This window comes from Saccharothrix sp. DSM 118769 (assembly GCF_052936295.1).
This window is the reverse complement of record NZ_CP193627.1, coordinates 3,090,120-3,112,920: the sequence shown is the minus strand read 5'-3', so window position 1 is coordinate 3,112,920 and position 22,801 is coordinate 3,090,120. Positions and strand designations below refer to the sequence as shown.

Sequence of the window (22,801 nt, the reverse complement as noted above, 5' to 3'; positions counted from 1 at the left end):
GCATCACGACCCGTTCAGGAACCGGCGCAGCCTGCGCAGCCCCTCGGCCGTCGTGGCCTCGTCGCGCACCAGGTTGAACCGCAGCCACCGCCTGCCCTCGGCGGGGTCGGCGAAGAACACCGTGCCGGGCGCGACCAGCAGGCCCGCCTCGGCCGCGAGCTTCCCCGCCAGCTCGTCGGAGGCCCAGCCGAGCCCGTCGACGCCCGCGAGCAGGAACCAGCCCCCCTCGGGTTCGACCACCCGGAGGCCGAGTTCGGTCAGCCCGGCGACCAGCTGCGCCCGCCGCGCCGCGGATTCCCGGGTCCCGCACGGCTCGCCGACCGGTCCGGCGGTGGCGAGCGCCTGCTGCAGCGGTGTGGCGGCGCCCAGGGTCAGCCTGGCGTGGACGCCGCGCAGGGCGGTCGTCAGCCGCTCGCCCGCGACCGCGTACCCGAGCCGCCACCCCGGGACGGCGCGCACCTTGGAGAAGCTGCCGACCACGACGGCCCGCTCGTCCGGACCGGCCAGCCCCAGCGGTGAGACGTGCTCGCGGCCGTCGAACGCGTACCGGTGGTAGACCTCGTCCGTCACGCACACCAGGTCCCGTTCCTCGCACAGCCGCAGCACGCCCTCGACCTCGGCCCGGGTGAACGCGCGCCCCGTGGGGTTGTGCGGCGTGTTCAGCAGGATCGCCCGGGTGCGCTCGGTGCAGGCGGCGGCGAGCGCGTCCGGGTCGAGGGTCCAGCCGGGACCTGCGAGCGGCACCGACCGGACCACCGCGCCCGCCAGCACCACGGCCCCGGGGTGGTTCTCGAAGGCGGGGTCCGGCACCAGCACCTCGTCGCCGGCGTCGGTGACCGCCAGCAGCGCGGCCAGCACGCCCTCGGTCGCGCCGCAGGTGATGGTCACCTCGCGGTCCGGGTCGACCGGCACGCCGCGTTCGCGCGAGAGTTCGGCCGCGACCACCTCGCGCAGCGCGGGCAGGCCCGCCGGGTCGGTGTACTGGTGGGCGCCCGAGCGCAGCGCCTCGTGGGCCGCGTCCGACAGGTCGGGCGCGGGGCCGCCGGGCGGGATGCCGAGGGCCAGGTCGACCACGTCGGAGCCGGTGGCCATGGCGAGCAGGCCGGGCAGGATCGGGACGGGCAGTCCCGCCGCCCGCCTGGAGATCATGCCGGGTCCCCGGCGGTGACCTCGTAGAAGGCGAAGCGGAACTCCACGTTGGGCTGGGCGTACACGCGCTCGCAGCGCAGGCCGGCGGCGGCGATGACGTCCAGCCACGCCTGCCTGCCCTGCGGGAAGCCCTGCTTGGTGAGCACGTGCGCCAGGTAGTACTCGGCGTCGCCCGCGTTGATCTGGAGTTCGGGTTCGGCCAGCAGGAGCACGCGGCCGGGCTTGGCCGCCAGCAGGGACCGGTACCGCGACAGCAGCTCGACCACCGCGTCCTCGCCGTCGCGGAACTGCTCGTGCAGCGCGCCCACGGCCAGGTAGAAGTCGCAGTCGGCGGCGTCGGCGGGCCAGGTGTCGGGCCGGAAGGCGTCGCCGACGACGAACCGGACGCGACCGCCGAGGTCGGTCCCGGCGAGGCGGCGCTCGGCCAGCGCGATGGCGTCCTCGGCGATGTCCAGGCCGATGGCGCGGAACTCCGGGTCGGTCCGCGCCATGTGCAGGGCGAGGCCGCCGGTGCCGCAGCCGAGTTCGAGCACCGAGTGCGCGTCGCGGCGGGCCATCAGGTCGCCGAGCAGCCGGGCCAGGAAGCTGATCGTCATCGGCTCGCAGCGGCGGCCGAGGGCCTCGGTGTCGCGCTCGACGTCGGTGCCGTAGTCGACCGTGCCGTCCAGCAGCCCGCCGATCCGGGCCAGGACCGGGCCGTACGCCTCCACGTAGAAGCCGAGCAGGGACTCGCCGACCTGCGAGAGCAGCACCGCCCCGCGGCCGGTCAGCCTCCACCGGCCGCCGTCCTCGCACCCCGGGGCGGGTTCGGCGCCCACCCACCGGATACCGTCGGACTCGACGACGCCGCGGATCTCCAGGTAGCGCAGGACGTTGCGCACCAGGTGCGGCACCCCGCCGGCCGGCACCAGGTCGGCCAGCGCCGTCCAGTCCTCTTCGGACAGCCGCTGCGCGATCCCGGCCCGGCCCAGGCCGACCAGGGTCGAGGCGAGCACGTGCTGGGCCGCCAGGTCCGGGACGCCCTCGCCGACGACGGGCTTCCACACCGCCTGCACGGCCGGGTCCTCGACCAGCACAGCTTCCGGGATCGTCACGTGCGCCCCTCCAAGTCTCGGGTCGAGCGGTGGATCGGGTGGTTCACCGGCACGCGGCGCGGATGGCCGCGCCCGCCGCCCGGGTGTCGAGGTCGCCCCCGAGGTCCGGGGTGCAGCGCGCCGCCTCCACGGTCTCCCGGACCGCCTCGCGCAGCGAGCGGGCGGGCCCGTCGTGCCCGAGCCGGTCGAGCAGCAGCGCGGCGCTGAGCACCGCGCCCACCGGGTTGGCCAGCCCGGTGCCCGCGATGTCCGGGGCGCTGCCGTGCACCGGCTCGTACAGGCCGGCGCCGGTCTCGGGGTTGAGGTTGGCCGACGCGGCGCAGCCCAGTCCCCCGCCGACCTCGGCGGCGAGGTCGCTGAGGATGTCGCCGTAGGAGTTGTTGGTGACGATCACGTCGAACGAGTCGGGGTCGCTCACCAGCCGCATCGCCGCCACGTCCACGTACAGGTGGCGGGTCTCCAGGTCGGGCCGGGTCCGCCGCTCCCGGTCCCAGCAGCGCTGCCAGAGGCCGCCCCCGCTCTCCACGGCGTTGGCCTTGTCCACCATGCACACCGAGCGGGTGGCCGCCGACAGCGCGAACCTCAGCACCCGCGTGACGCCCGCGTGCGTGCTGACCTCGGTGTCGACCGCGACCTCGGCGTCGGTGCCGGGGCGCAGGGCGCCGCCGATGCCGGCGTAGAGGCCCTCGGTGTTCTCCCGCACGATGGCGCAGTCGATGCCCCGGCGGGCCGGGTCGCGCAGCGGGCTGAGCCTGTCGTGCAGCAGCCGCACCGGGCGGTAGTTGGCGTACAGGTCGAGTTCGAAGCGCATCCGCAGCAGGACCCCGCGCCCGTACGCCGGGTCGGGGACCGAGGGGTGGCCGATCGCGCCGAGCAGCACGCCGTCCGCCGCGCGCACCCGGTCGAAGTCGGCGTCGGTCATCGCGGTGCCGTGCTCGCGGTAGGTCCGGGCGTTGACCCCGTCGAGCACGTCGAAGTCGATCCCCAGCCCCAGCTCGTCGACGGCGGCGACCGCCTCGGCGACGACCTCCGGTCCGATGCCGTCGCCGGGGACGACCGCGACGGTCGTCATCGGACCCCTGCCGGGCGCGGCGCCAGCCAGTGGGGGCGTCCTCGCTCGTACGCGGCGATGGCGTCCTCCTGGGACAGCGTCAGGTCGATCTCGTCGAGGCCGTCGAGCAGCAGCCGCCGGGCGTGCGCGTCCACGTCGAACGACCACCGCCGCTCGCGCAGCCGGACCTCCAGCGCGACGAGGTCGACGGTGACCGGCAGCGTCGGGTCGGCCTCCACCGCCGAGCGCACCTCGGTGACCGCGTCGGTGGGCAGCCGGACGGTGAGCAGGCCGTTCTTGAGGGCGTTGCGCTCGAAGATGTCGCCGAACCCCTCGGCGACGACCACGGCGAAACCCCAGTCGCGCAACGCCCACACCGCGGGCTCGCGCGAGCTGCCGGTGCCGAAGTTGCGCTCGGCGACCAGGACGGTGGCCCCGGCGTAGCGGGGCTGGTTCAGGACGAAGTCCTCCTCCTGCCGCCACTGCGCGAACAGTCCGGGCGCGAACCCGGTCTTGGTCAGCCTGCGGCAGTGGTCGCTGGGGATGATCTGGTCGGTGTCGACGTCGCTGCGGGCCAGCGGGACGGCGGTGCCGGTGTGCTCGGTCAGCGGGAGCACGGTTCCTCCAGGTCGGCGGGGGCGGCCAGGCGGCCGAGCACGGCGGTGGCCGCCGCCGTGGCGGGCGACACCAGGTGCGTGCGCGCCCGCGGGCCCTGCCTGCCCTCGTAGTTGCGGTTGGACGTCGACGCGCACCGCCGCTCGCCGCTCACCCGGTCGGAGTTCATGCCCAGGCACATCGAGCACCCGGAGAACCGCCAGGAGGCGCCCGCGGCGGTGAACACCTCGTGCAGGCCCTCGACCTCCGCCTGCGCCCGCACCGCCATCGAGCCGGGCACCACCAGCATCTCGGTGCCGGGTGCGAGCCGGCGGCCCCGCAGGACGTCGGCCGCCGTGCGCAGGTCCTCGATCCTGCCGTTGGTGCAGGAGCCGAGGAACACCATGTCGATGGGGATGTCGCGCAGGGGCGTCCCGGGGCGCAGGTCCATGTAGCGCAGGGCGCGCCGGGCGCTGTCGCGCTCGGGTTCCGAGGTGAACGAGTCCGGGTCGGGCACCACCTCGGACAGCGGGACGGCCTGCCCCGGGTTGGTGCCCCAGGTGACGAACGGGGTCAGCCCGGAGACGTCCAGGCGGACGGTGCGGTCGAACACCGCGCCCTCGTCGGTGGTCTGCGCGCGCCAGTGCGCCAGCGCGTCCTCCCAGGCCGCCCCGGTCGGCGCGCGTTCGGTGCGCTCCAGGTAGGCGAAGGTCGTGTCGTCCGGGGCGATCATCCCGGCCCGCGCGCCCGCCTCGACGCTGAGGTTGCACATGGTCATGCGGGCTTCCATGGACAGCTCGCGCACCGGGTCGCCGCGGTACTCGATGACGTGCCCCGCCGCGTCGTTGGCGCCGACCTCGGCCAGCAGCGCCAGCATCATGTCCTTCGCGGTGACGCCGGCGGGTGCCCGCCCGGTGAACTCGACGGCCATCGTCCTCGGCCTGCGCAGCGCCAGCGTCTGGGTGGCCAGCACGTGTTCGAGGTCGGTGGTGCCGATGCCGAACGCGAGCGCGCCGAACGCGCCGTGCGTGGAGGTGTGGCTGTCGCCGCAGACCACGGTCATGCCGGGGTGCACCACCCCCAGCTCCGGGGCGATGACGTGCACCACGCCCTGGGCGCGGTCGCCGTGGCGGAAGAGCTCGATGCCGTGCTCGGCGCAGTTGCGGCGCAGGGTCTCCAGCTGTTCGACGCTGACCGGGTCGGTGATCAGCAGGGTGTGCGTGGGGACGTTGTGGTCCTCGACGGCCAGGGTCAGCCCCGGCGCGCGCACCCGGCGCCCCTCGGTCCGCAGCCCGTCGAACGCCTGCGAGGAACTGGCTTCGTGCACCAGGTGCAGGTCGATGTAGATCAGGTCGGCGCCGTCGCCCGCGGTGGTGACGACGTGGGCGTCCCAGACCTTCTGCGCCATCGTCCTCGGTGTCACGAGCGCGCCACCGCTTCCAGCTCGGCGGTCACCCGCGCGCGCAGCGCGTCGAGCTCGTCGCACTCGGCCCCGGCGCGGGCCGCGACCAGCTCCTGGTACAGCCGTTCGACCAGCTCGTCGTCGTCGGCCCGGCCGAGGTCGGCGAGGAGGTGGCGCACGATCGTGCGGCCGGAGTGCCTGCCGACCAGCAGCCGCCGCCGCCTGCCGAACCGGGCCGGGTCGACGAGTTCGTAGGTGGCCGGGTTCTGCAGGATGCCGTGCTGGTGGATGCCCGCCTGGGTGGCGAAGGCGTTGTCCCCGAAGACCGCCTTGTTCCTGGGCGTCTGGAGGCCGATGGTCTCCGCGAGCCGCAGGTACGAGTCGTAGAGGCGGTCGAGGGCGATGCCGGTGGAGAGGCCGAGGGCGTCGCCCTTGACCGCGAGCACCGCCGCCACCTCCTCCAGCGGGGTGTTGCCGGAGCGCTCGCCGATGCCCGCGAGGGTGGTCTGCACCTCGTCCGCGCCGGCGAGCACGGCCGCCAGGGCGTTGGCCAGCGACAGGCCGAGGTCGTCGTGGCAGTGCGTGGAGAGCGTGATGTCGGCGGGCAACCACCGGCGCGCCGCGGCGAAGAGCGACGCGTACTCGTCGGGCGTCGCCGACCCGGTCGTGTCCGCCATGCCGATGGTGGTGGCACCCGCCTCGACCGCGTCGCAGACCAGGGCCTTGACGAAGTCGCGGTCGGCGCGGCTGGCGTCCTCCACGCAGAACGCGATGTCGGTCGCCCCCAGCGACTTCGCGTACCCCACGGCGTCGCGGCCCTCGGCGCGCGCCTGCTCGCGGGTGATGCCGCGCTTGTGCTCCAGGTGCAGGTCGCTGCCGGTGCCGCAGACGGCGACCTGGTGGCGGGGGTGGATGCCCGCGGCGGACGCCGACGCGTCGATGTCCTGGCGCGAGCACCGGTTGAAGGTGGAGAACCGGGCGGTGGTCAGGGCGTCGGCGATCAGCCCGGCGGCCACGAAGTCCGCCGGGGACGACGCGGGGAACCCCACCTCGATCACGTCCGCGCCGAAAGCCTCGGACTCCAACGCGTACCGCAGCTTGTCCTCCGGCGACATCGCGTTGCCCGGCGCCTGCTCACCGTCGCGCAGAGTGGCGTCGAAGACCGCGATCCTCCTGTGCCGGCTTTCGTTGTTACCGCTCACTCGGCCCTCCGTCCCGACGGTTCGCCGAACCGCCAGCAGTGCTCGGTGTCTGCCCCCGCCGGTCTCATCCCAGCGCACCCCGCGACCGCGCACCACGCCTTTAAGGCACCCGCGAAACTCGCTGCCCGGCGGGCGTCGGCGCGGGGACCTGCGGGGGTGACGCGAAGTCCTCGCCCAGCAGCGCGATGCCGAGCGTGGTGATGCAGTGCACGACGGTGTTGCGGTGCCGGCGGGTGGTGATCAGCCGGGCCTCGCGCAGCACACCGGTGTGCTGGCTGACGCAGGCCGAGGAGATGCCGAGGAGCTGGGCCAGCTCGCCGGTCGTGCAGCCGGTCCTGGTCTCGCGCAGCAGGCGCGCCCTGGTGCGGCCGACGAGCGGCCCCAGGGACTCGCGCACGAGCGCGCGGGTGCCCCACAGGCCCGCGGCGGCGTCGGCGGTGGGCGTCGCGGAGAACGCGAGCGCCACCTGGCCGCCGGGGGACGGGGGGCGGACGAGCACGGCGGGTCTGCCGGTGAGGAACAGCGACGGCGCGAGCACGATGCCCGCACCCCCGAGGTGGATGTCCTCGTCGTCGTCGGAGGGCACCTCCAGCACCGGCGGGCACCAGCGGATCGCCGGGTGCAGCGTGGCGAGCAGGCTCGCCACGCCCCCCGAGAGGAGCGTGCGCCCGTGCGCGTCGCGCTCGCCCGCGAGGTAGGCACTGATGCCCGGCCAGTAGGGCTGGATCGCCCGCCGGTCGAGTTCGCGCACCACGGCGGGCAGCGCGTCGCGGGCCGCGCCGGTCCCGGCGGTGGCCGCGACGCCGCTCACCAGCCGCACCAGGTCGGCGGTGCGCGCCGCCCTCGCCGCGCCCTGCACGGCGTCGTGGTGCGCGCCCAGGTGCACGGCGAGCCGGTGGTGCCACGGCCCGAAGTGGGCGGCGGCTCCCCTGGCGATCATGCTCAACGCGAAGACGGCCTCGGCCTCGTGGCCGAGGGTGCTGACGACGTGGACCCTGGCCAGGTCCTCGGCGTTGAAGTGGATCCGCTGCACGTTACCTCCCCGATCCGGCACAGCGATGGGCGGTGGCGCCGCACGGCGCGTCACCGCGGGGGTTGCCGGGAGCGTCAGCCGGCGGGACGCACCCAGCGCAGGCCGTCCGCCGAGGGCACCAGGCCGCCCTGGAACAACGGCGTCTGCGGACCGCTGTCCTCCCCGAGTTCGGCCAGCGCCTGCAACTGGGCACCCTCCTGGAGGGACGCGCTCACGACCTTGGCGCGCAGCAGCGGGTTGGCGCCCTCGCCGCCGTCGACCGCGGCGGCGACCGCTTCGGCCAGGCCGCCGGCCGGGGCGCGGACCCCGCTGTCGCCGGAGGCGATCCCCCCGACCAGCTCGACGAACGCCTCACCCTCGGACGCCTGGGCCCCGGTGATCCGCTTGGCGTTCCAGAAGTAGGAGTCGCGCTCCTGGTGCAGGTCGTAGAAGGCCACCAGGAACTCGTGGAACAGCCCGAACTCGCGGCGGTAGCGGGCCTCGAACTCGCCGAACGCGACGTCCTCGGGCACCTCGTCCGCGAGCACGCTGTTGAGGGACCGGGCGGCGAGCAGGCCGCTGTAGGTCGCGAGGTGGACGCCGGAGGAGAACACCGGGTCGATGAAGCACGCCGCGTCACCGACCAGGGCCATGCCCGGTCGCCAGAACGCCTCCTTGTCGTAGGAGTAGTCCTTCCGCACGCGGACCAGGTCGTAGGGCGCCTCGGTGGCGCGCGGCGTCCCGGCGAGCATCTCCGCGACGGCCGGGCAGCGGTCGATGGCCGCCAGCCAGCCGCGCTCCGGGTCGGCCTGGACGTCGCCCGCGCGGTCCGCGGCGAGCACGACGCCGACGCTGGTCAGGTCGTCGCGCAGCGGGATGTACCAGATCCACCCCTCGTCGAAGGCGACGGAGAAGATGTTGCCGCTGTTGGGGGCGGGCAGCCGTCGCCCACCCGCGAAGTAGCCGAACACGGCGATGTTGCGGAAGTACGGCGAGTACTGCCGCGCGCCGCCCACCTCGCGGTGCAGCCTGCTGGTGTTCCCGGAGGCGTCGATCGTGTACCGCGCGCGCACCGCGACCTCGGTGCCGTCCTGGTCGGTGTACTCGACACCCGTCACCCGGTCGTCCTCGGTCAGCACGCGGCGGACGGCACACCCCTCGCGGACCTCGACGCCTTCCGCCGCGGCGTTGCGCAGCAGGATCTCGTCGAACCGCGCGCGCTCGACCTGGTAGGCGTAGGACGTGGGACCCGCCATGCGCGGGGAAAGGGCGAACGAGAAGTCCCACGGTTCGGGCGAAGCGCCCCACTTGAACGTGCCGCCGCGCTTGCGCGGGAAACCGGCGTTCGCCAGTTCGTCGGCGACGCCGAGGATGCGGCAGACGCCGTGCACGGTGGCGGGCAGCAGGGACTCCCCGATCTGGTACCGGGGGTGGTGGTCCCGTTCCAGGAGCAGCACCCGGTGGCCCTGCCTCGCGACCAGCGCCGCGGTCGTCGACCCGCCGGGCCCGCCGCCCACGACGACGACGTCGAAATCCTCTTCCCGGTCTCCGCCCGTCATGCTCCCTCAATTCCGGTGTCCGCAATCATGGGTATTCACCACATCGTCGCCTTGCCCCACGACCGGCCCGAATAGGGTTGACGATCACCGACCACAGGAATGTCGGTCGCCCCCACGCACCAGCCTCTCGGCCGGCACGAACCACGACCCGGCTTCCATTGACCGGGCTCATCTTGCAAGAGCTTCCGCGAAGGTGTCAACCACCCCGAAGTATCGGCCGTATGGCGTACCCGGGGTGGTTCGATCGGCACCCCACCTGCGAAGTCACCCCGAAAAGCCCGACATCCCGACAAGGCGGGAGTGGCGGGGAACGTCATTCACCGAGCGAATTGCCCGCACGCCGGAAGAGGTGCCCCGGGAATGCTCTCCGACCGCACCGACCTTACGCAGCCGAGACTCGGGGAAAGCGCGGACAGCCATCCCGCACCGAAGAACCGGCAGCCGGAGCCCGCCTTGCCGACGCGGTTCCCGATCACACCGGAATGCGGGAACCGGGAGGGTGCGGACACCACGCGTCGCGAAAAACGCGAAAGCACGTCGACGACCGCACTCGTGGTCCCGGCGGCCGACGAACCGCGGGATCACGACACCCCGGCGGCCGACCGCCACTACCGCGACGACTCATCGACCCCGGACCGGGTCACCACGCGCACGAGCCGCCCCTTTCACCACCGCGGTTCCGCACCGGGACGCGGTCGGCCCGCACCGGTATTCCGGGGCCCCGTTCCGTTTCGCGTTCTCCCACCGGCCACGCCGAACGCGGCAGTGCACCTCAAAGGGGAAAGGGAGACGACACCGGGAACCGGAAACGCGCTCACCCGGTGTTCGAGCACGGACGGGAGCGGATCACCGCACCTCGGACCCGATCGGCCGGGTCGAAGCGTCACCGACGGGCGCTCTCCGCCGCTCGGGCGGTGACTCAAAGGAACGATCAAGGCACCCCGGGTGACGGTCGATGCCCGTCCCCCGACCGCCACCGCACAGGCCGCCGTCGGGGTCAACCCCTGGAAGCAGGGTCGGCAATGCTCACGTTGAGTCGACCGCAGACCTCGTCGCGCTACCCCGATCGGGGTGCCAACCTGTCGCCCCGCCCCGTCGACACCACTGTCGAGCCATCTTCTGACCCGAATGGGCGATCTGACCGCGGGGTGCGGGACCGAATCCCGATGTCGCGGTCGTGACCGGCCCGGTGGACGACCGCCGTTCGCCACCACGTCCTCAGCAACCCCCGGACCCGCGGCCGTTCAAGCCGCGCCCCGGGCGTCCGGCCCGCACTTCCCGGGTCGAGCGACGCGGCGACGGGCCCGGCGACCGCAGCCGGAATTCCGAGCGGATTTCCCCGCGACGGTGACACGGCGGTGCCGCCGACGCTGAAGGCGGTGTTCGCCGGACGCCGGGTCCCGCACCCGATCTCCCCGCGGACGAACTGCGGCCGTCTTTCCGCCAAGACCGGGTTCCGACCCGGTCACCGGTACCGATTCGGACTTCCGACCATCCTGTGATCCGCTTCCGGGCACGACAGCGGAGAAGGCGGGTCCCCGGTTCACGTGGTGGTGGAGCACCCGCCCCGGATCATTCAGCTCGGCCGCGTGCCGACAGGGGCAACCACGTCTTCCTCCCCGGAGAACCGGAGAGGTCCGGACACGGATGACGACTCCGCGGAGCGGGCATGCCGATCGACCGGGGGCCGTCGTGGCGACCACCGGCCGATCGCGAACCGGCGTCCCTTACCGCCGGTCGACGCGCATTCCGGGGACGGGACCCCGGCGACCCACCCGTGAAATCGACCGCGAGAACGGGGAAACCCGGTCGGGAAGCGAATTCGGGCGCGATCCCCCGGTGCGCGGTGTTCTTCCGCCGCCGGTGCCCGGTTATGGGCACCGGCGGTCAGGTGCGGGCGTTCCGGCTCCCGGTCAGGCGTCGCGGCGCTTGAGCAGCACCCCGCCCGCGACTACGGCGGCGACCGCCCACGCCACGAGCACGACGACCGCGGTGCCCGGTCCGTACGGCTCCACGGCCCGGTCGATCAGGTACCCGCCGGCCGACAGCGGCAGGTACTGGCCCATGGTGTTGAGGATGGCGCTGTCCACGGCCTGGAACGCGGCGGGCAGGCCGAACACCGCCAGCAGGGCGATCGCGAAGGTGCCCGCGGTGCTGCGGATGATGAAGCCGAGCCCCATGCTGAACACGCCGAGCGAGGTCAGGTAGACGGTGACCGCGAGGACGTCGCGCACGACGTCGTCGACGCCGCCGCTGCGGTACGGGCCGAGCGCGATCCAGGCGATGCCGTCCCCGAGCAGGCCGAACACGATCCCGGCCGCCGCGCACACGACGGTGACGACCGTCGTCTTCGCCGTGATCACCCGGCCCCGCTTCGGCACCCACTGGAGGGTCGAGCGGATGCTGCCGGTCTGGTACTCCGAGCACACGGCGATGATCGCCAGCGCGATGATGGCGAACTGCACGAGCTGCAACCCGGAGACGCCCACGCTGCCCACCGGGACCGAGCCGGGCGGCTCGTTCTCGGCCTGGACCTGGAGCCGGGTGGCCAGCGCGATCACGGCGGTGAAGGCGGCCAGCAGGAGCGTCGAGGCGATCAGGGTCCACCACGTCGAGCGCAGCGTCCAGAACTTGCTCCACTCCGACGACACCGCGCCGGGGAACCCGCCGCCGCTCGGCGCGGGCAGTTCGGCGTTCGACGCCCTGCTCCGCGAGCGCTCCGCCGGGGGAGCGACGTTGTCCGCCATGTTCAGACCTGCGCTTCCGTGTTCGCGGCGCCCCTGGACGGCGCGCCGTACTCGACGCTGGCGCCGGTGATCTCCATGTACGCCTCCTCCAGCGAGGCTTCGACGACCCGCAGCTCGTGCAGCCGCACGCCGTGCTCGAAGGCGAGGTCGCCGATCTCGGCGACGGCGCTGCCCGCGACGGTGATGCTGTCGGCGGTCTCCGCGGTGACGGTGAACGAGTGGTGCAGCAACTGCTCGCGCAGCCGGCCGAAGTGGGCGGGATCGGGCACCCGCACCCGCACGGCGGTGGCGGAGCTGTTGCCGATGATCGACTCGATGGGCCCCTCGGCGATGAGCTTGCCCTTGCCGATGACGACCAGGTGGTCGGCGGTCAGCTGCATCTCGCTCATCAGGTGGCTGGACACGAAGACCGTCCGGCCCTCGCCGGCCAGCTCGCGCACCAGCTCGCGCACCCAGCGCACGCCGTCCGGGTCGAGGCCGTTGACCGGCTCGTCGAGGATGAGGATGTCGGGGTCGCCCAGCAGCGCGCCGGCGATGCCCAGCCGTTGCCCCATGCCGAGGGAGAACTCACCCGCCCGCTTGCGCGCCACCTTCTCCAGGCCGACGATCTCCAGCACCTCGTCGACCCGCGACAGCGGGATGCCGTTGCTGCGGGCCATCGCGATCAGGTGGCTGCGGGCCCGGCGGCCGGGGTGCAGCGACTTCGCGTCGAGCAGGGCGCCCACGCGCCGCAGCGGGTGGCTGAGCGCCGCGTAGGGCTTCCCGTCGATCAACGCCCGGCCCTCGGACGGGCTGTCGAGCCCGAGGATCATGCGCATGGTGGTGGACTTGCCGGAACCGTTGGGCCCCAGGAAGCCGGTGACCCGCCCCGGAGCGATCTCCAGGTCCAGGTCGTCTACCGCCACGGTGTCCCCGTAGCGCTTCGTCAGCCCGCTCAGCGTGATCAAGGAACCCCTCCGTCGATGATGTCGTGATCGAGGTTAGGGACTGCACGCGGCCGATCCATCGGTCGTAAGCAGCACTCGACCGGGACTTTCGACAGAGACCGTTCGGGTGATCGACAACGCCGACGACGCCGACGGCCCCGGCGGCGCGGTGCCGTCGGGGCCGTCTGTGCCGTCCGGGCCTCTGGGCCTCTGGGCCTCCGGGCGGGGTCGTTCAGTCGGCCGCCGTCTTCTCCATCGCCTCGACCAGGCTGCGCGGGCGCATGTCGGTCCAGGTGCGCTCGATGAAGTCCAGGCAGGACTGCCGGTCGGTTTCCTGGAGCGCCACCGACCACCCTGCCGGCACGTCGGCGAAGGTCGGCCACAGCGAGTACTGCCCCTCGTCGTTGACGAGCACGGCGTACCGGCCGTCGGGGTCCTCGAACGGGTTGGTCACCGCTGTCATCCCTCCCTGTCGGTCCCGGCCCTGGCGGCCAGGACACGGCTGATCTCGTCGACCGCCCGTTCGACGGTCATCAGGTCCTCGTGGCCGCCGGGCACGGGGTGCTCGGCGAGCCGCCCGCCCGTGAGGCCGCGCCACGCCCCCGCCGACCACCTCGGGTCGTCCCGCCGGGCGGTGTCCTCGGCGGTGAACACCACGACGTCGCCGTCGAACGGGTCGAGCCGCACGTCGCGGGTGAGCCTGCTGGTGTTGACGAACACCGCCGACGCGGACCGGGGGTCCCCGCCGGGCAGGTGCCCCATCGGGTGCCCGAGGTCGGCCAACCGGGCGGCGAGGTCCGCCGCGCCGCGGTCGTCGAGGGTCCGGGGGTCCACGCCCAGGTCACCGGCGAGCTGCGCGTACGCCTCGTCCTCCGACCACTCCCCCACCCCGCCCGGAGCGGGTGGGTAGGCGTCGACGAGGGCGAGCAGCTCGACCCGCTCCCCGGCGGCGCGCAGGGCGGTCGCGACGCGGTGGGCCAGCAGCCCGCCGGACGACCAGCCGAGCAGGCGGTACGGCCCGTCCGGGTGGGCGGAGCGGATCACCGCGACGTAGTCGGCCACCATCTCCTCGACGGTGGCGGCGGGGTCCTCGCCGAGGCGCAGCCCCCTGGCCTGCACGGCGTACACCGGGCCGGTCGACCGGCGGGCCAGCGGGCCGTAGCACCACCCGAGCCCCAGGCCCGGGTGCAGGCAGAACAGCGGCGTCCCGGTGCCCTCGGCGCGCAGCGGGAGCAGGACCTCCAGCGGGTCGGACGGGCCGCCCGCGCGCTCGGCGAGCGCCGCCGGTGTCGGCGCGACGAACAGGTCCCGGATGGACACCTCGCGCCCCAGCGCCTCCCGCACCCGGCCCACCAGGTCGGTGACCAGCAGCGAGTGGCCGCCCAGCTCGAAGAAGTCGTCGTGCACGCCGACGTCGGGCAGGTCGAGCGCGGCGGCGAAGCACGCGCACAGCGCCTCCTCCACCGGGGTGCGGCTGCGCCGGTCCGCCCGCGCCACGGGTGCGGGTTCGGGCAGCGCCGCCCGGTCGACCTTGCCGTTGGGGGTCAGCGGGAGGGCGTCCACGAGCACTACCCGGTCCGGGACCAGGTAGCGGGGCAGCGTGGCGAGCAGGTGGGCCCGCAGGGCGGGCGCCGTGGCGGTGGAGCCCGGCGCCGGCACCGCGTACGCGGCCAGCCGCCGGTCGGTGGGTGTGCGCTGCCACACCGCGACCGCCGCCTCGGCGACGTCCGGGTGCGCCGCCAGCGCGGCCTCGACCTCCGCCGGTTCGACCCGGAAGCCGCGGATCTTGACCTGCTCGTCCACCCGGCCGACGAACTCCAGCACCCCGTCGGGACGCCACCGGCCCAGGTCGCCGGTGCGGTACATCCGGGTCCCGGGCGCGCCGTGCGGGTCGGCGACGAACCGCTCGGCGGTGAGCGCACGCGCGCCGTGGTAGCCGCGGGCCAGCGCGGGTCCCGCGATGAACAGCTCGCCCGCGGCGCCCGGCGGCACCGGCCGCAGCGCCGGGTCGAGCACGTAGATCCGGGAGTTGCGGAACGGCCTGCCGATCGGCACCCGGCCGGTGTCGGCGGGGTCGCACCGCCACCAGGTGACGCCGATGGTGGCCTCCGTGGGGCCGTACCCGTTGACCATCAGCCGGTCCGCGGCCCAGCGGGCGACCAGCTCGGGCGGGCACACGTCACCGCTGACGGTGAGCGTGACCCCGGGCGCGAGGCCGCCGTCGGGCAACCCGGCCACCACCGCGGTCGGCAGCGCGACGTGCGTGACCCGGTGGCGTGCCGCGAACGCGGCCAGCGCGGCCCCGGTCGGGCGCTCGTCGGGCGCCAGCACGACCGCCGCGCCGCTGAGCAGGCCGCCGAAGACGTTCCAGAGCGAGGCGTCGAAGCTGGAGGACACCAGTTGCAGCAACCGGCTGCGCCCGGACACGCCGAAGTGCTCGGTCTGCTCCTTGACCAGGTCGACCACGCCGGCGCAGGTCAGCACCACGCCCTTGGGCCTGCCCGTGGAGCCCGACGTGTAGATGGTGTACGCCGCGTTGTCCACCCGCGGCGGCGCCGGCACGTCCGCGTCGGTCAGCGGCTCACCGGACCGCCCCGCCAGGTCAGAGACGACGGCGGGGTCGTCGAGCGCCACGACGGGCGCGTCGCCGTGCGCCCCGCGCCGGGCCCACCCGGTGGTGGTCAGCACGAGCACGGGGTCCGCGTCGGCGAGCATGAAGGCCACCCGGTCGGGCGGGTAGCCGGGGTCGACGGGCAGGTAGGTGGCCCCGGAGGCGAACACCGCGAGCAGCGCCACCACCCAGTCCGGGGAGTGCGGCAGGGCCACCGCGACGGGTCGTTCCGGTGCGGCGCCGCGCTCCACCAGCAGCCGGGTCAGCCGGTTGACGGCCTCGGACAGCTGTCGGTAGGTCAGCTCCACCTGGTCGCCGTCGTCGTGGACCAGGGCGACCCGGTCGGGCACGCGGGCGGCGGTGGCGGCGAACAGCGCGGGGACGGTGGCGGGCGAGGTGGTCGGGTCGACCGGGTTCCAGGTGTCGAGGACGAGGTCCGCCTCGCCGGGTTCGAGCAGGTCGACCTCGCCGACGCGCAGTCCGGGCGCGCGGGTGAGCCGGTCGAGCACCACCAGCAGGCGGCGGCCGAGCAGCTCGGCGGTGTCCTGCCGGAACAGGTCCGTGCGGTACTCCACGACGCCGTGCAGCGGCGGGTGCTGGACGCCGGTGCCCCGGTGCGGGGAGAAGCCGAACGCGAGGTCGAACTTGGCGACCCCGGTGTCCACCGGCACGGCCTCGGCGGAGAGCCCGTCGAGGAACTCGGCGCCCGCGTCGGGCCCGGTGGTGTTGTCGAGCGTGAGCAGCACCTGGAACAGCGGGTGCGCGGCGGTCGAGCGGGTCGGGTTGAGCAGCTCCACCAGCCGTTCGAAGGGCACGTCCTGGTTGTCGTAGGCCGCGAGGTCGACCGCGCGGACCCTGGCCAGCAGCTCGGCGAAGGTGGGGTCGCCCCGCAGGTCGGTGCGCAGCACGAGCGTGTTGGCGAAGAACCCGATCAGGTCGTCGAGGGCGTCGTCGGTGCGGCCGGCGATCGGCGTCCCGAACGGGATGTCCTCGCCCGCGCCCATCCGGCGGAGCACGACGGCCAGGGCGGCCTGGAGCACCATGAAGGTGGTCGCCCGGTGGTCGCGGGCCACGCCCGCGATCCGCGCGTGCAGCTCGGCGGGCACGGTGAAGCCGACCGCGTCGCCGCGCGGCGAGCCGATGGCGGGCCGCGCGTGGTCCAGCGGCAGGTCGAGGTGTTCGGGCAGGTCGCGCAGGGTCGTGCGCCAGTGGTCGAGCTGGCGGGCGAGGGGACTCGCGGGGTCGTGCGCGCCCTGGAGCAGGTCGTGCTGCCACTGCGCCCAGTCCGCGTACTGGACGGGCAACGGCGTCCGGTCCGGGGCCCGGCCCGCCCGCCTGGCCGCGTAGGCCCGGCCGAGGTCGGTCAGCAGCGGCCTGCGGGACCACCCGTCGGCCGCGGTGTGGTGCACCACGAGCAGCAGGACGTTGTCCGCCGGCCCGAGGGAGAACAGGCCGGTGCGCAGCGGGGGTTCGGCGGCCAGGTCGAAGGGGACGGCCGCGGCGGCGGCGAGGTCCTCGGCCAGCCGCTCGGCCGAGGTGGCGGTGACGGGCAGCGGCGGCACGGCCTCGTGTGGCGCCAGGACCACCTGCCGGGGTTCGCCGCCGTCGCCGACCAGGGTGGTGCGCAGCGACTCGTGCCGCTCGACCAGGTCCGCCAGCGCGGCGCGGAGCGCCGCGAGGTCCGGTTCACCGCGCAGGCGCAGGGCGACCGGGACGTTGTAGGTGGACGAGGGTCCTTCCATCCGGTCGAGGAACCACAGCCTGCGCTGCGTCGACGACAGCGGGACGGGCCGGTCGTGGCCCCGTGGCCGGATCGCCGGCCTGTTCCCGACCTCGGTGTCCAGTGCCGCCGCCAGGCCGGCGGGCGTGGGCGAGTCGAAGACGCTGCGGAGCTCGACCTCGACGCCGAGCACCGACCGGACCCGGCTGACCAGCCTGGTGGCGGACAGGGAGTGCCCGCCGAGGTCGAAGAAGTTGTCGTCCACGCCGACCGCGGGCAGGTTGAGCAGGTCGGCGAACAGCCCGCACAGGACCTCCTCGCGGGGTCCGCGGGGCGACCTGCCCGCCACCCGGACGTGCCGGTCGGGCCGGGTCTCCGCGAGGGCGCGGCGGTCGACCTTCCCGTTCGGGGTCAACGGGAACGCGTCGACGAGCTCGATCGTGTCGGGGATCGCGTAGTCCGGCAGCACGGCGGACAGCGCGTCCCGCAGCTCCCGCAGCACCGGTGTGGCGCCCGGGGCGGGCAGCACGTGGGCGACCAGGCGGACGCCACCGGTGTCCTGGACGGCGACCACCACGGCCGCGGCGACGCCGGGCCGCGCGGCCAGCGCGGCCTCGACCTCACCCGGCTCCACCCGGAAGCCCCGCACCTTGACCTGGTCGTCGGCCCGGCCGACCCAGGTCAGCTCGCCGTCGCCGGCCACCCGCACCACGTCCCCGGTGCGGTACATCCGCCCACCGGGCGGCCCGAACGGGTCGGCGACGAACCGCTCGGCGCTCAGCCCCGGTCGGCCCCGGTAGCCGCGCGCGAGCCCCGTGCCCGCGAGGTACAGGTGCCCGGTCCCGCCGGGCGGGACCGGGCGCAGCGCCGAGTCGAGCGTGTACGCGCGGGCGTGCGCCGCGGGCGTGCCGATCGGCACGACCTCGGGCACGGCCGTAGCGGCGCGCGCGGTGTAGGTCGTGGCGTACGACGTGGCCTCGGTGGGGCCGTAGGCGTTGGTGAGGACCAGGTCCGGGCACGCGTCGAGCACGGCCCGCACCGCCGGGCGCGCGACCTGCTCTCCGCCGACCCACAGCTGCCGCAGGGAGCGCGGCAGGGCCGGGCCCGCCTCGACCAGCACGGGCAGCATGGCCGCGGTCAGGCACGCGCCGGTGACGCGCTCGGACTCCAGGAGGCGCACCAGCGCGGCCGGGGACAGCTCGTCGGGCGGCGCGAACACGACGGTGCCGCCGGTGAGCAGGCAGGGCCACACCTCGTTGGTGGCGGCGTCGAAGGCGTGCGGCGACTGCGCCAGGACCCGTTCGCGGGCGCCGTCGACCCAGGAGTGGTCGCGTGCCAGGTCGACGACGGCGCGGTGGGTGACGGCCACGTTCTTCGGCCCGCCGGTCGAGCCGGAGGTCTGCATGAGGCAGGCGAGCTGGTCGGGCAGTGGACGCGCGGCCGGCTCGGGCAGCGACGCGCCGTCGTCGGGGCCCAGGACGGCGACGCCGAGCGCGTCCGCGCGGGCGGCGGAGGCGTCGTCGGAGAGGAGCAGGCGCACGCCGGCCCCGGCGAGCACGCGGCGGAGCCGGTCGTCGGGGTGGGCCTGGTGCAGCGGCAGGTAGGCGCCGCCCGCCTTGAGCACGGCGAGTTCGGCCACGACGACGTCCGGCCCGCGCCGCATGAGCAACGCCACCGGGTCCTCCGGCCCGACCCCCGCCGCGACCAGCCTGCGGGCCAGCCGGTCCGCCCGCGCGTCGAGTTCGGCGTAGGTCAGGTCGAGGCCGTCGGCGCGCAGTGCGACCGCGTCCGGCGTGGCGGCGGCGACCCGGGCGAACACCGCGGGCACGCTCGTGCCGGGCGCGCCCGCCGCGTCGGGGGCGGCCGCCTCGCGGTCGGTCACCTCGCGGTCGGCTGTCTCACGGCCGGCCACCTCGCGGTCGGCCAGGTCGAGGTCGCCGACCGGGCGTCCCGGGTCGTCGAGCATCCTCTCCAGGACCCGCGCCAGCCGCCTGGCCACGGAGTCCGCGGTGGCCTCGTCCACGACGTCGGGGCGGTGGTCGAGGCGCAGGAGCAGGCGTGGGCCGGGGACGGCGACGAGCCCGAGCGGGTAGTGGGTGCTGTCCTGCCCGCTGATCCCGAGGACCCGCGTCCCCGAGCCGCCGGGGACGACCGCGCCGCCGCCGTCGTGCGGGTAGTTCTCGAAGACGGTCATGGTGTCGAACAGCTCGCCCGCGCCGACGACCCGCTGCACCTCGGCGAGCCCGAGGTGCTCGTGCGGGATGAGCGCGCCGTGCTCCCGGTGCACGCGGTCAAGCAGCGCGCCCACCGGCTCGGCGGGGTCGAGGCGCACGCGCGCCGGCACCGAGTTGATGAACAGCCCGATCATCCGGTCCACGCCGGGCACCTCGGGCGGGCGCCCGGACACGGTCGTGCCGAACACGACGTCGTCGCGGTCCAGCAGGCCGCCCAGCACCACGGCCCACGCGGCCCGCACGACGGTGGCCGCGGTCAGCCCCCGCGCCCGCGCCACGTCGCGCAACGCCGCGGTCCGGTCCTCGTCGAGGGCGAACTCCACGCGCCGGGGGCGCACCGGGACCCGCGTCACGCCCGGCGCGGCGAGCAGCGTCGGGCGGGTCAGGTCCCCCAGCGCGGCCCGCCACGCCGCGCGCGCCGCCTCCTGGTCGCGCCCCGCCAACCAGCCCAGGTAGGCGCGGTACGGGGTGACCGGGGGCAGCGGGTGGCGGGGTCCGCGGGTGTAGAGGGTGAACAGCTCGTTGAGCAGCACGGGCACCGACCAGCCGTCGAGCAGCAGGTGGTGGTAGGTCAGCACCAGGCGCCACCGCGTCCCGGGCATGCGCACGACGAGGAGCCGCAGCAGGGGCGGGTCGGCCAGGTCGACGCCCTCGGACCGGTCCTCGTCCAGCAGGCGCTCCAGCGCGGCGCCCGCGTCCGGTTCGGCGCCGAGGTCGACCTCGCGCAACCGGCCCGCGGCCTCGGCGGGCACGACCTGGACCGGTCGGCTCAACCCCTCGTGCCGGATGCCGACGCGCAGCGTGCTGTGCCGGGCCAGCAGCGCGTCGAGCGCCGCGCGCAGCGCGTCCGTCGACAGCGGCCCCTCGCCCTCCAGCACGAGCTGCGACAGGTACACGTCCTCGGCCTCGGGGGCGTAGAGGTTGTGGAACAGGAGACCTTCCTGCAGCGGCGTCAGCGGCAGCACATCGGCAAGTCCGACCACGGTCACCGTGACGTCCTCCAGTCGCTCAGGACCCGGGGGCCGGACCACCACCGGTGCAGCGATGAAACAAGCGGGCACGTCGGGGGGTCAACGCTTCCCCCGGCGTTTAAGCTGCGGCTGAACGTCCGCCCCCGCACGCCGCCACCTGCCCGTTCGCCGGACGGCCCGGGTCTTTCGCGCTGTGCTTAAGCACCTGGCACGCGCTGTCGCACCGTTCCTAGTATCGGGACGACGACAGGGAAAGCGGTCCGCTGCGGCGTCCACGCGGGACGTCCGGCGCCTTCCGGCGCACGCCGCTCCCCGCGCGACGGACATGCGATGGAGCGCCCCATGCCAGACAGGATCGTCATCGTCGGCGGCGGCACCGCGGGGTGGATGACCGCCTCCTACCTCAAGGCCGCCTTCGACGATCGCGTGCAGGTCACGGTGGTCGAGTCCGACCGCATCGGCACCATCGGCGTCGGGGAGGCGACGTTCAGCGACATCCGGCACTTCTTCGCCTACCTGGGCCTGGAGGAGTCGGACTGGATGCCGGCGTGCAACGCCACCTACAAGCTCGCCGTGCGGTTCCAGGACTGGCGCGAGCCGGGCCACCACTTCTACCACCCGTTCGAGCAGTTGCGCTCGGTCGAGGGCTTCCCGCTCACCGACTGGTGGCTGCGCGGCGGACCGACGGACCGGTTCGACCGCGACTGCTTCCTCATGGCCAACCTGTGCGACGCCGAGCGCAGCCCGCGCCGCCCCGACGGCAGCCTGCTCGGCCGGGACCTGCCGGGCGACGTGGCGGAGTCGAACGTGCTCACGATGTCCGAGCACCAGGGCAAGACGCAGTTCCCCTACGCCTACCACTTCGAGGCCGCCAAGCTGGCCCAGTACCTCAGCGGGTACGCGGTCGACCGCGGCGTGCGCCACGTCGTCGACGACGTCGTCCACGTGGCGCTCGACTCCCGGGGCTGGGTCGACCACGTGGTGACGAAGGAGCACGGCGAGCTGCACGGCGACCTGTTCGTCGACTGCACCGGCTTCCGCGGGGTGCTGATCAACAAGGCGCTGGGCGAGCCGTTCCAGTCCTTCCAGGACACCCTGCCCAACGACAGCGCCGTCGCCCTCCAGGTGCCGCTGGACATGGAGACCCGCGGCATCCGGCCGTGCACCACGGCGACCGCGCGCGAGGCGGGCTGGATCTGGACGATCCCGCTGTTCGGCCGGATCGGCACGGGGTACGTCTACGCCAAGGACTACCTGTCGCCCGAGGAGGCCGAACGGGCGCTGCGCGAGTTCGTCGGCCCCGAGGCCGAGCACGTCGAGGCGAACCACATCAGGATGCGCATCGGCCGCAGCAGGCGGTCGTGGGTGAACAACTGCGTCGCGGTCGGGCTGTCGAGCGGGTTCGTCGAACCGCTGGAGTCCACCGGGATCTTCTTCATCCACCACGCCATCGAGCAGCTCGTCAAGTTCTTCCCCGGCGACGACTGGGACGTCGCGCTGCGCGACCTCTACAACGAAGCGGTCGGGCACGTCATGGACGGGGTGCGCGAGTTCCTGGTGCTGCACTACCGGGCCGCCGCGCGGAACGACACCCAGTACTGGCGCGACGCCAAGACGCGGGTGCTGCCGGACGGCATGGAGGAGCGCCTGGAGCGGTGGCGCACGCACCTGCCGGACTCGGAGACGATCTACCCCTACTACCACGGGTTGCCGCCGTACTCGTACGCGTGCGTCCTGCTCGGCATGGGCGGTCTGCCGCTGCGGCACTCCCCCGCCCTGGACCTCATCGACGACACGGCCGCGCGCAAGCAGTTCGAGCAGATCCGCGACCGCGCCGACGAACTCGTCCGCACGCTGCCGAACCAGTACGAGTACTTCGCCCAGTTCCGCTGAGGTCCGGTGCCACCGGGGCTTCGGTCCCGCAGGGGCTCGGTACCGCCGGGGCCCGGTACCGCCGGGGCCCGGTCGGTCCCGCCGGGAGCCGGAGACGGAGGTCGGATGACAGGGCCGGACGTGGGGCTGCGGGACATGATGTCCCGCTTCCCCACCGGTGTCGCCGTGATCACCGCCTTCGACCCGGACGGGACGCCGCGCGGCATGACGTGCTCCTCGCTGTGCAGCGCCACCCTCGACCCCCCGACGCTGCTCGTCTGCCTGCGGACCGGCAGCCCGACGGCGGCGGCGGTGTCGGGGAGCGGCCTGTTCGCGGTCAACCTCCTGCACTCGCGGGGTCGTGCCGCGGCGGAGCTGTTCGCCTCGGGCTCCCCCCGACGGTTCAGCCGGGTGCCCTGGGACCGCCCCGGGTCGGGGGCGGGCCCGCACCTGGTCGACCACGCGCACACGGTGGCCGACTGCGCCGTCTCGCGGACCATCCCGACCGGCGGGCACCTCATCGTCCTCGGGCGCCCGCTGGCCATCGTCCGGCGCTCCACCGCGCCCCCGCTGCTCTACGGCCTGCGGGACTACCACCCGTGGCCGCGGCTCGCGTCGGGGAGCGGCACCAGGAACGGTGACGGCGGGGGCACGTGA

Annotated in this window: 14 protein-coding genes; 2 read left to right on the top strand and 12 right to left on the bottom strand. The window is 74.3% G+C overall.

What is annotated here, in order from left to right:
* Positions 1–3 precede the first annotated feature (3 nt).
* The 12 genes from ACRAKJ_RS14100 to ACRAKJ_RS14045 form a co-directional block, all read right to left on the bottom strand.
* Positions 4–1,149 (bottom strand): aminotransferase class I/II-fold pyridoxal phosphate-dependent enzyme, encoded by a 1,146-nt coding sequence (locus tag ACRAKJ_RS14100; protein ID WP_438920855.1) that lies wholly within the window; start codon positions 1,147–1,149, stop codon positions 4–6.
* Complete coding sequence (locus tag ACRAKJ_RS14095) at positions 1,146–2,243, bottom strand: methyltransferase domain-containing protein (RefSeq protein WP_438920854.1); 1,098 nt, start codon at positions 2,241–2,243, stop codon at positions 1,146–1,148. The genes ACRAKJ_RS14100 and ACRAKJ_RS14095 overlap by 4 nt, the downstream gene beginning before the upstream one ends.
* A gap of 43 nt (positions 2,244–2,286) precedes the next feature.
* Positions 2,287–3,315, bottom strand: coding sequence for an isocitrate/isopropylmalate family dehydrogenase (locus tag ACRAKJ_RS14090; RefSeq protein WP_438920853.1), 1,029 nt, complete (start codon positions 3,313–3,315; stop codon positions 2,287–2,289).
* The gene (leuD, locus tag ACRAKJ_RS14085) at positions 3,312–3,911 is read right to left on the bottom strand and encodes a 3-isopropylmalate dehydratase small subunit (RefSeq protein WP_438920852.1); all 600 of its coding nucleotides are present in this window, start codon (positions 3,909–3,911) and stop codon (positions 3,312–3,314) included. The genes ACRAKJ_RS14090 and leuD overlap by 4 nt, the downstream gene beginning before the upstream one ends.
* Positions 3,899–5,296 (bottom strand): 3-isopropylmalate dehydratase large subunit, encoded by a 1,398-nt coding sequence (gene leuC / locus ACRAKJ_RS14080; protein WP_438920864.1) that lies wholly within the window; start codon positions 5,294–5,296, stop codon positions 3,899–3,901. The genes leuD and leuC overlap by 13 nt, the downstream gene beginning before the upstream one ends.
* An 11-nt stretch (positions 5,297–5,307) precedes the next feature.
* Complete coding sequence (locus ACRAKJ_RS14075) at positions 5,308–6,492, bottom strand: LeuA family protein (RefSeq protein ID WP_438920851.1); 1,185 nt, start codon at positions 6,490–6,492, stop codon at positions 5,308–5,310.
* A gap of 100 nt (positions 6,493–6,592) precedes the next feature.
* Positions 6,593–7,525: a helix-turn-helix domain-containing protein gene (locus ACRAKJ_RS14070; protein ID WP_438920850.1), complete on the bottom strand. Its 933-nt coding sequence runs from the start codon at positions 7,523–7,525 to the stop codon at positions 6,593–6,595.
* 74 nt (positions 7,526–7,599) lie between these two features.
* Positions 7,600–9,063, bottom strand: coding sequence for a tryptophan 7-halogenase (locus ACRAKJ_RS14065; protein WP_438920849.1), 1,464 nt, complete (start codon positions 9,061–9,063; stop codon positions 7,600–7,602).
* Between the two features lie 1,913 nt (positions 9,064–10,976).
* Entirely contained in the window at positions 10,977–11,810 is an 834-nt protein-coding gene (locus ACRAKJ_RS14060) for a hypothetical protein (RefSeq protein WP_438920848.1), read from the bottom strand.
* Positions 11,811–11,812: 2 nt separating this feature from the next.
* Positions 11,813–12,757, bottom strand: coding sequence for an ATP-binding cassette domain-containing protein (locus ACRAKJ_RS14055; RefSeq protein ID WP_438920847.1), 945 nt, complete (start codon positions 12,755–12,757; stop codon positions 11,813–11,815).
* 211 nt (positions 12,758–12,968) lie between these two features.
* Positions 12,969–13,190, bottom strand: a complete 222-nt coding sequence (locus ACRAKJ_RS14050; protein WP_438920846.1) for an MbtH family protein — start codon at positions 13,188–13,190, stop codon at positions 12,969–12,971.
* A 5-nt stretch (positions 13,191–13,195) separates the two neighbouring features.
* Positions 13,196–20,290 carry an amino acid adenylation domain-containing protein gene (locus ACRAKJ_RS14045; RefSeq protein WP_438920845.1) on the bottom strand — a complete coding sequence of 2,365 codons (7,095 nt, stop codon included), beginning with the start codon at positions 20,288–20,290 and terminating at the stop codon, positions 13,196–13,198.
* Between the two features lie 324 nt (positions 20,291–20,614).
* Here ACRAKJ_RS14045 and ACRAKJ_RS14040 point away from each other — a divergent pair, with 324 nt between their 5' ends.
* A complete protein-coding gene (locus ACRAKJ_RS14040; RefSeq protein ID WP_438920844.1) occupies positions 20,615–22,165 on the top strand; it encodes an FAD-dependent oxidoreductase in 1,551 nt (516 codons plus the stop codon).
* Between the two features lie 105 nt (positions 22,166–22,270).
* A complete protein-coding gene (locus ACRAKJ_RS14035) occupies positions 22,271–22,801 on the top strand; it encodes a flavin reductase (RefSeq protein ID WP_438920843.1) in 531 nt (176 codons plus the stop codon).

What these genes read in the sequence shown, in the direction of transcription:
- ACRAKJ_RS14100 (WP_438920855.1), bottom strand. Translation starts at nt 1,149, where the DNA reads ATGATCTCCAGGCGGGCGGCGGGACTGCCCGTCCCGATCCTGCCCGGC.
- ACRAKJ_RS14090 (WP_438920853.1), bottom strand. Translation starts at nt 3,315, where the DNA reads ATGACGACCGTCGCGGTCGTCCCCGGCGACGGCATCGGACCGGAGGTC.
- leuC (WP_438920864.1), bottom strand. Translation starts at nt 5,296, where the DNA reads ATGGCGCAGAAGGTCTGGGACGCCCACGTCGTCACCACCGCGGGCGAC.
- ACRAKJ_RS14065 (WP_438920849.1), bottom strand. Translation starts at nt 9,063, where the DNA reads ATGACGGGCGGAGACCGGGAAGAGGATTTCGACGTCGTCGTCGTGGGC.
- ACRAKJ_RS14060 (WP_438920848.1), bottom strand. Translation starts at nt 11,810, where the DNA reads ATGGCGGACAACGTCGCTCCCCCGGCGGAGCGCTCGCGGAGCAGGGCG.
- ACRAKJ_RS14040 (WP_438920844.1), top strand. Translation starts at nt 20,615, where the DNA reads ATGCCAGACAGGATCGTCATCGTCGGCGGCGGCACCGCGGGGTGGATG.
- ACRAKJ_RS14035 (WP_438920843.1), top strand. Translation starts at nt 22,271, where the DNA reads ATGACAGGGCCGGACGTGGGGCTGCGGGACATGATGTCCCGCTTCCCC.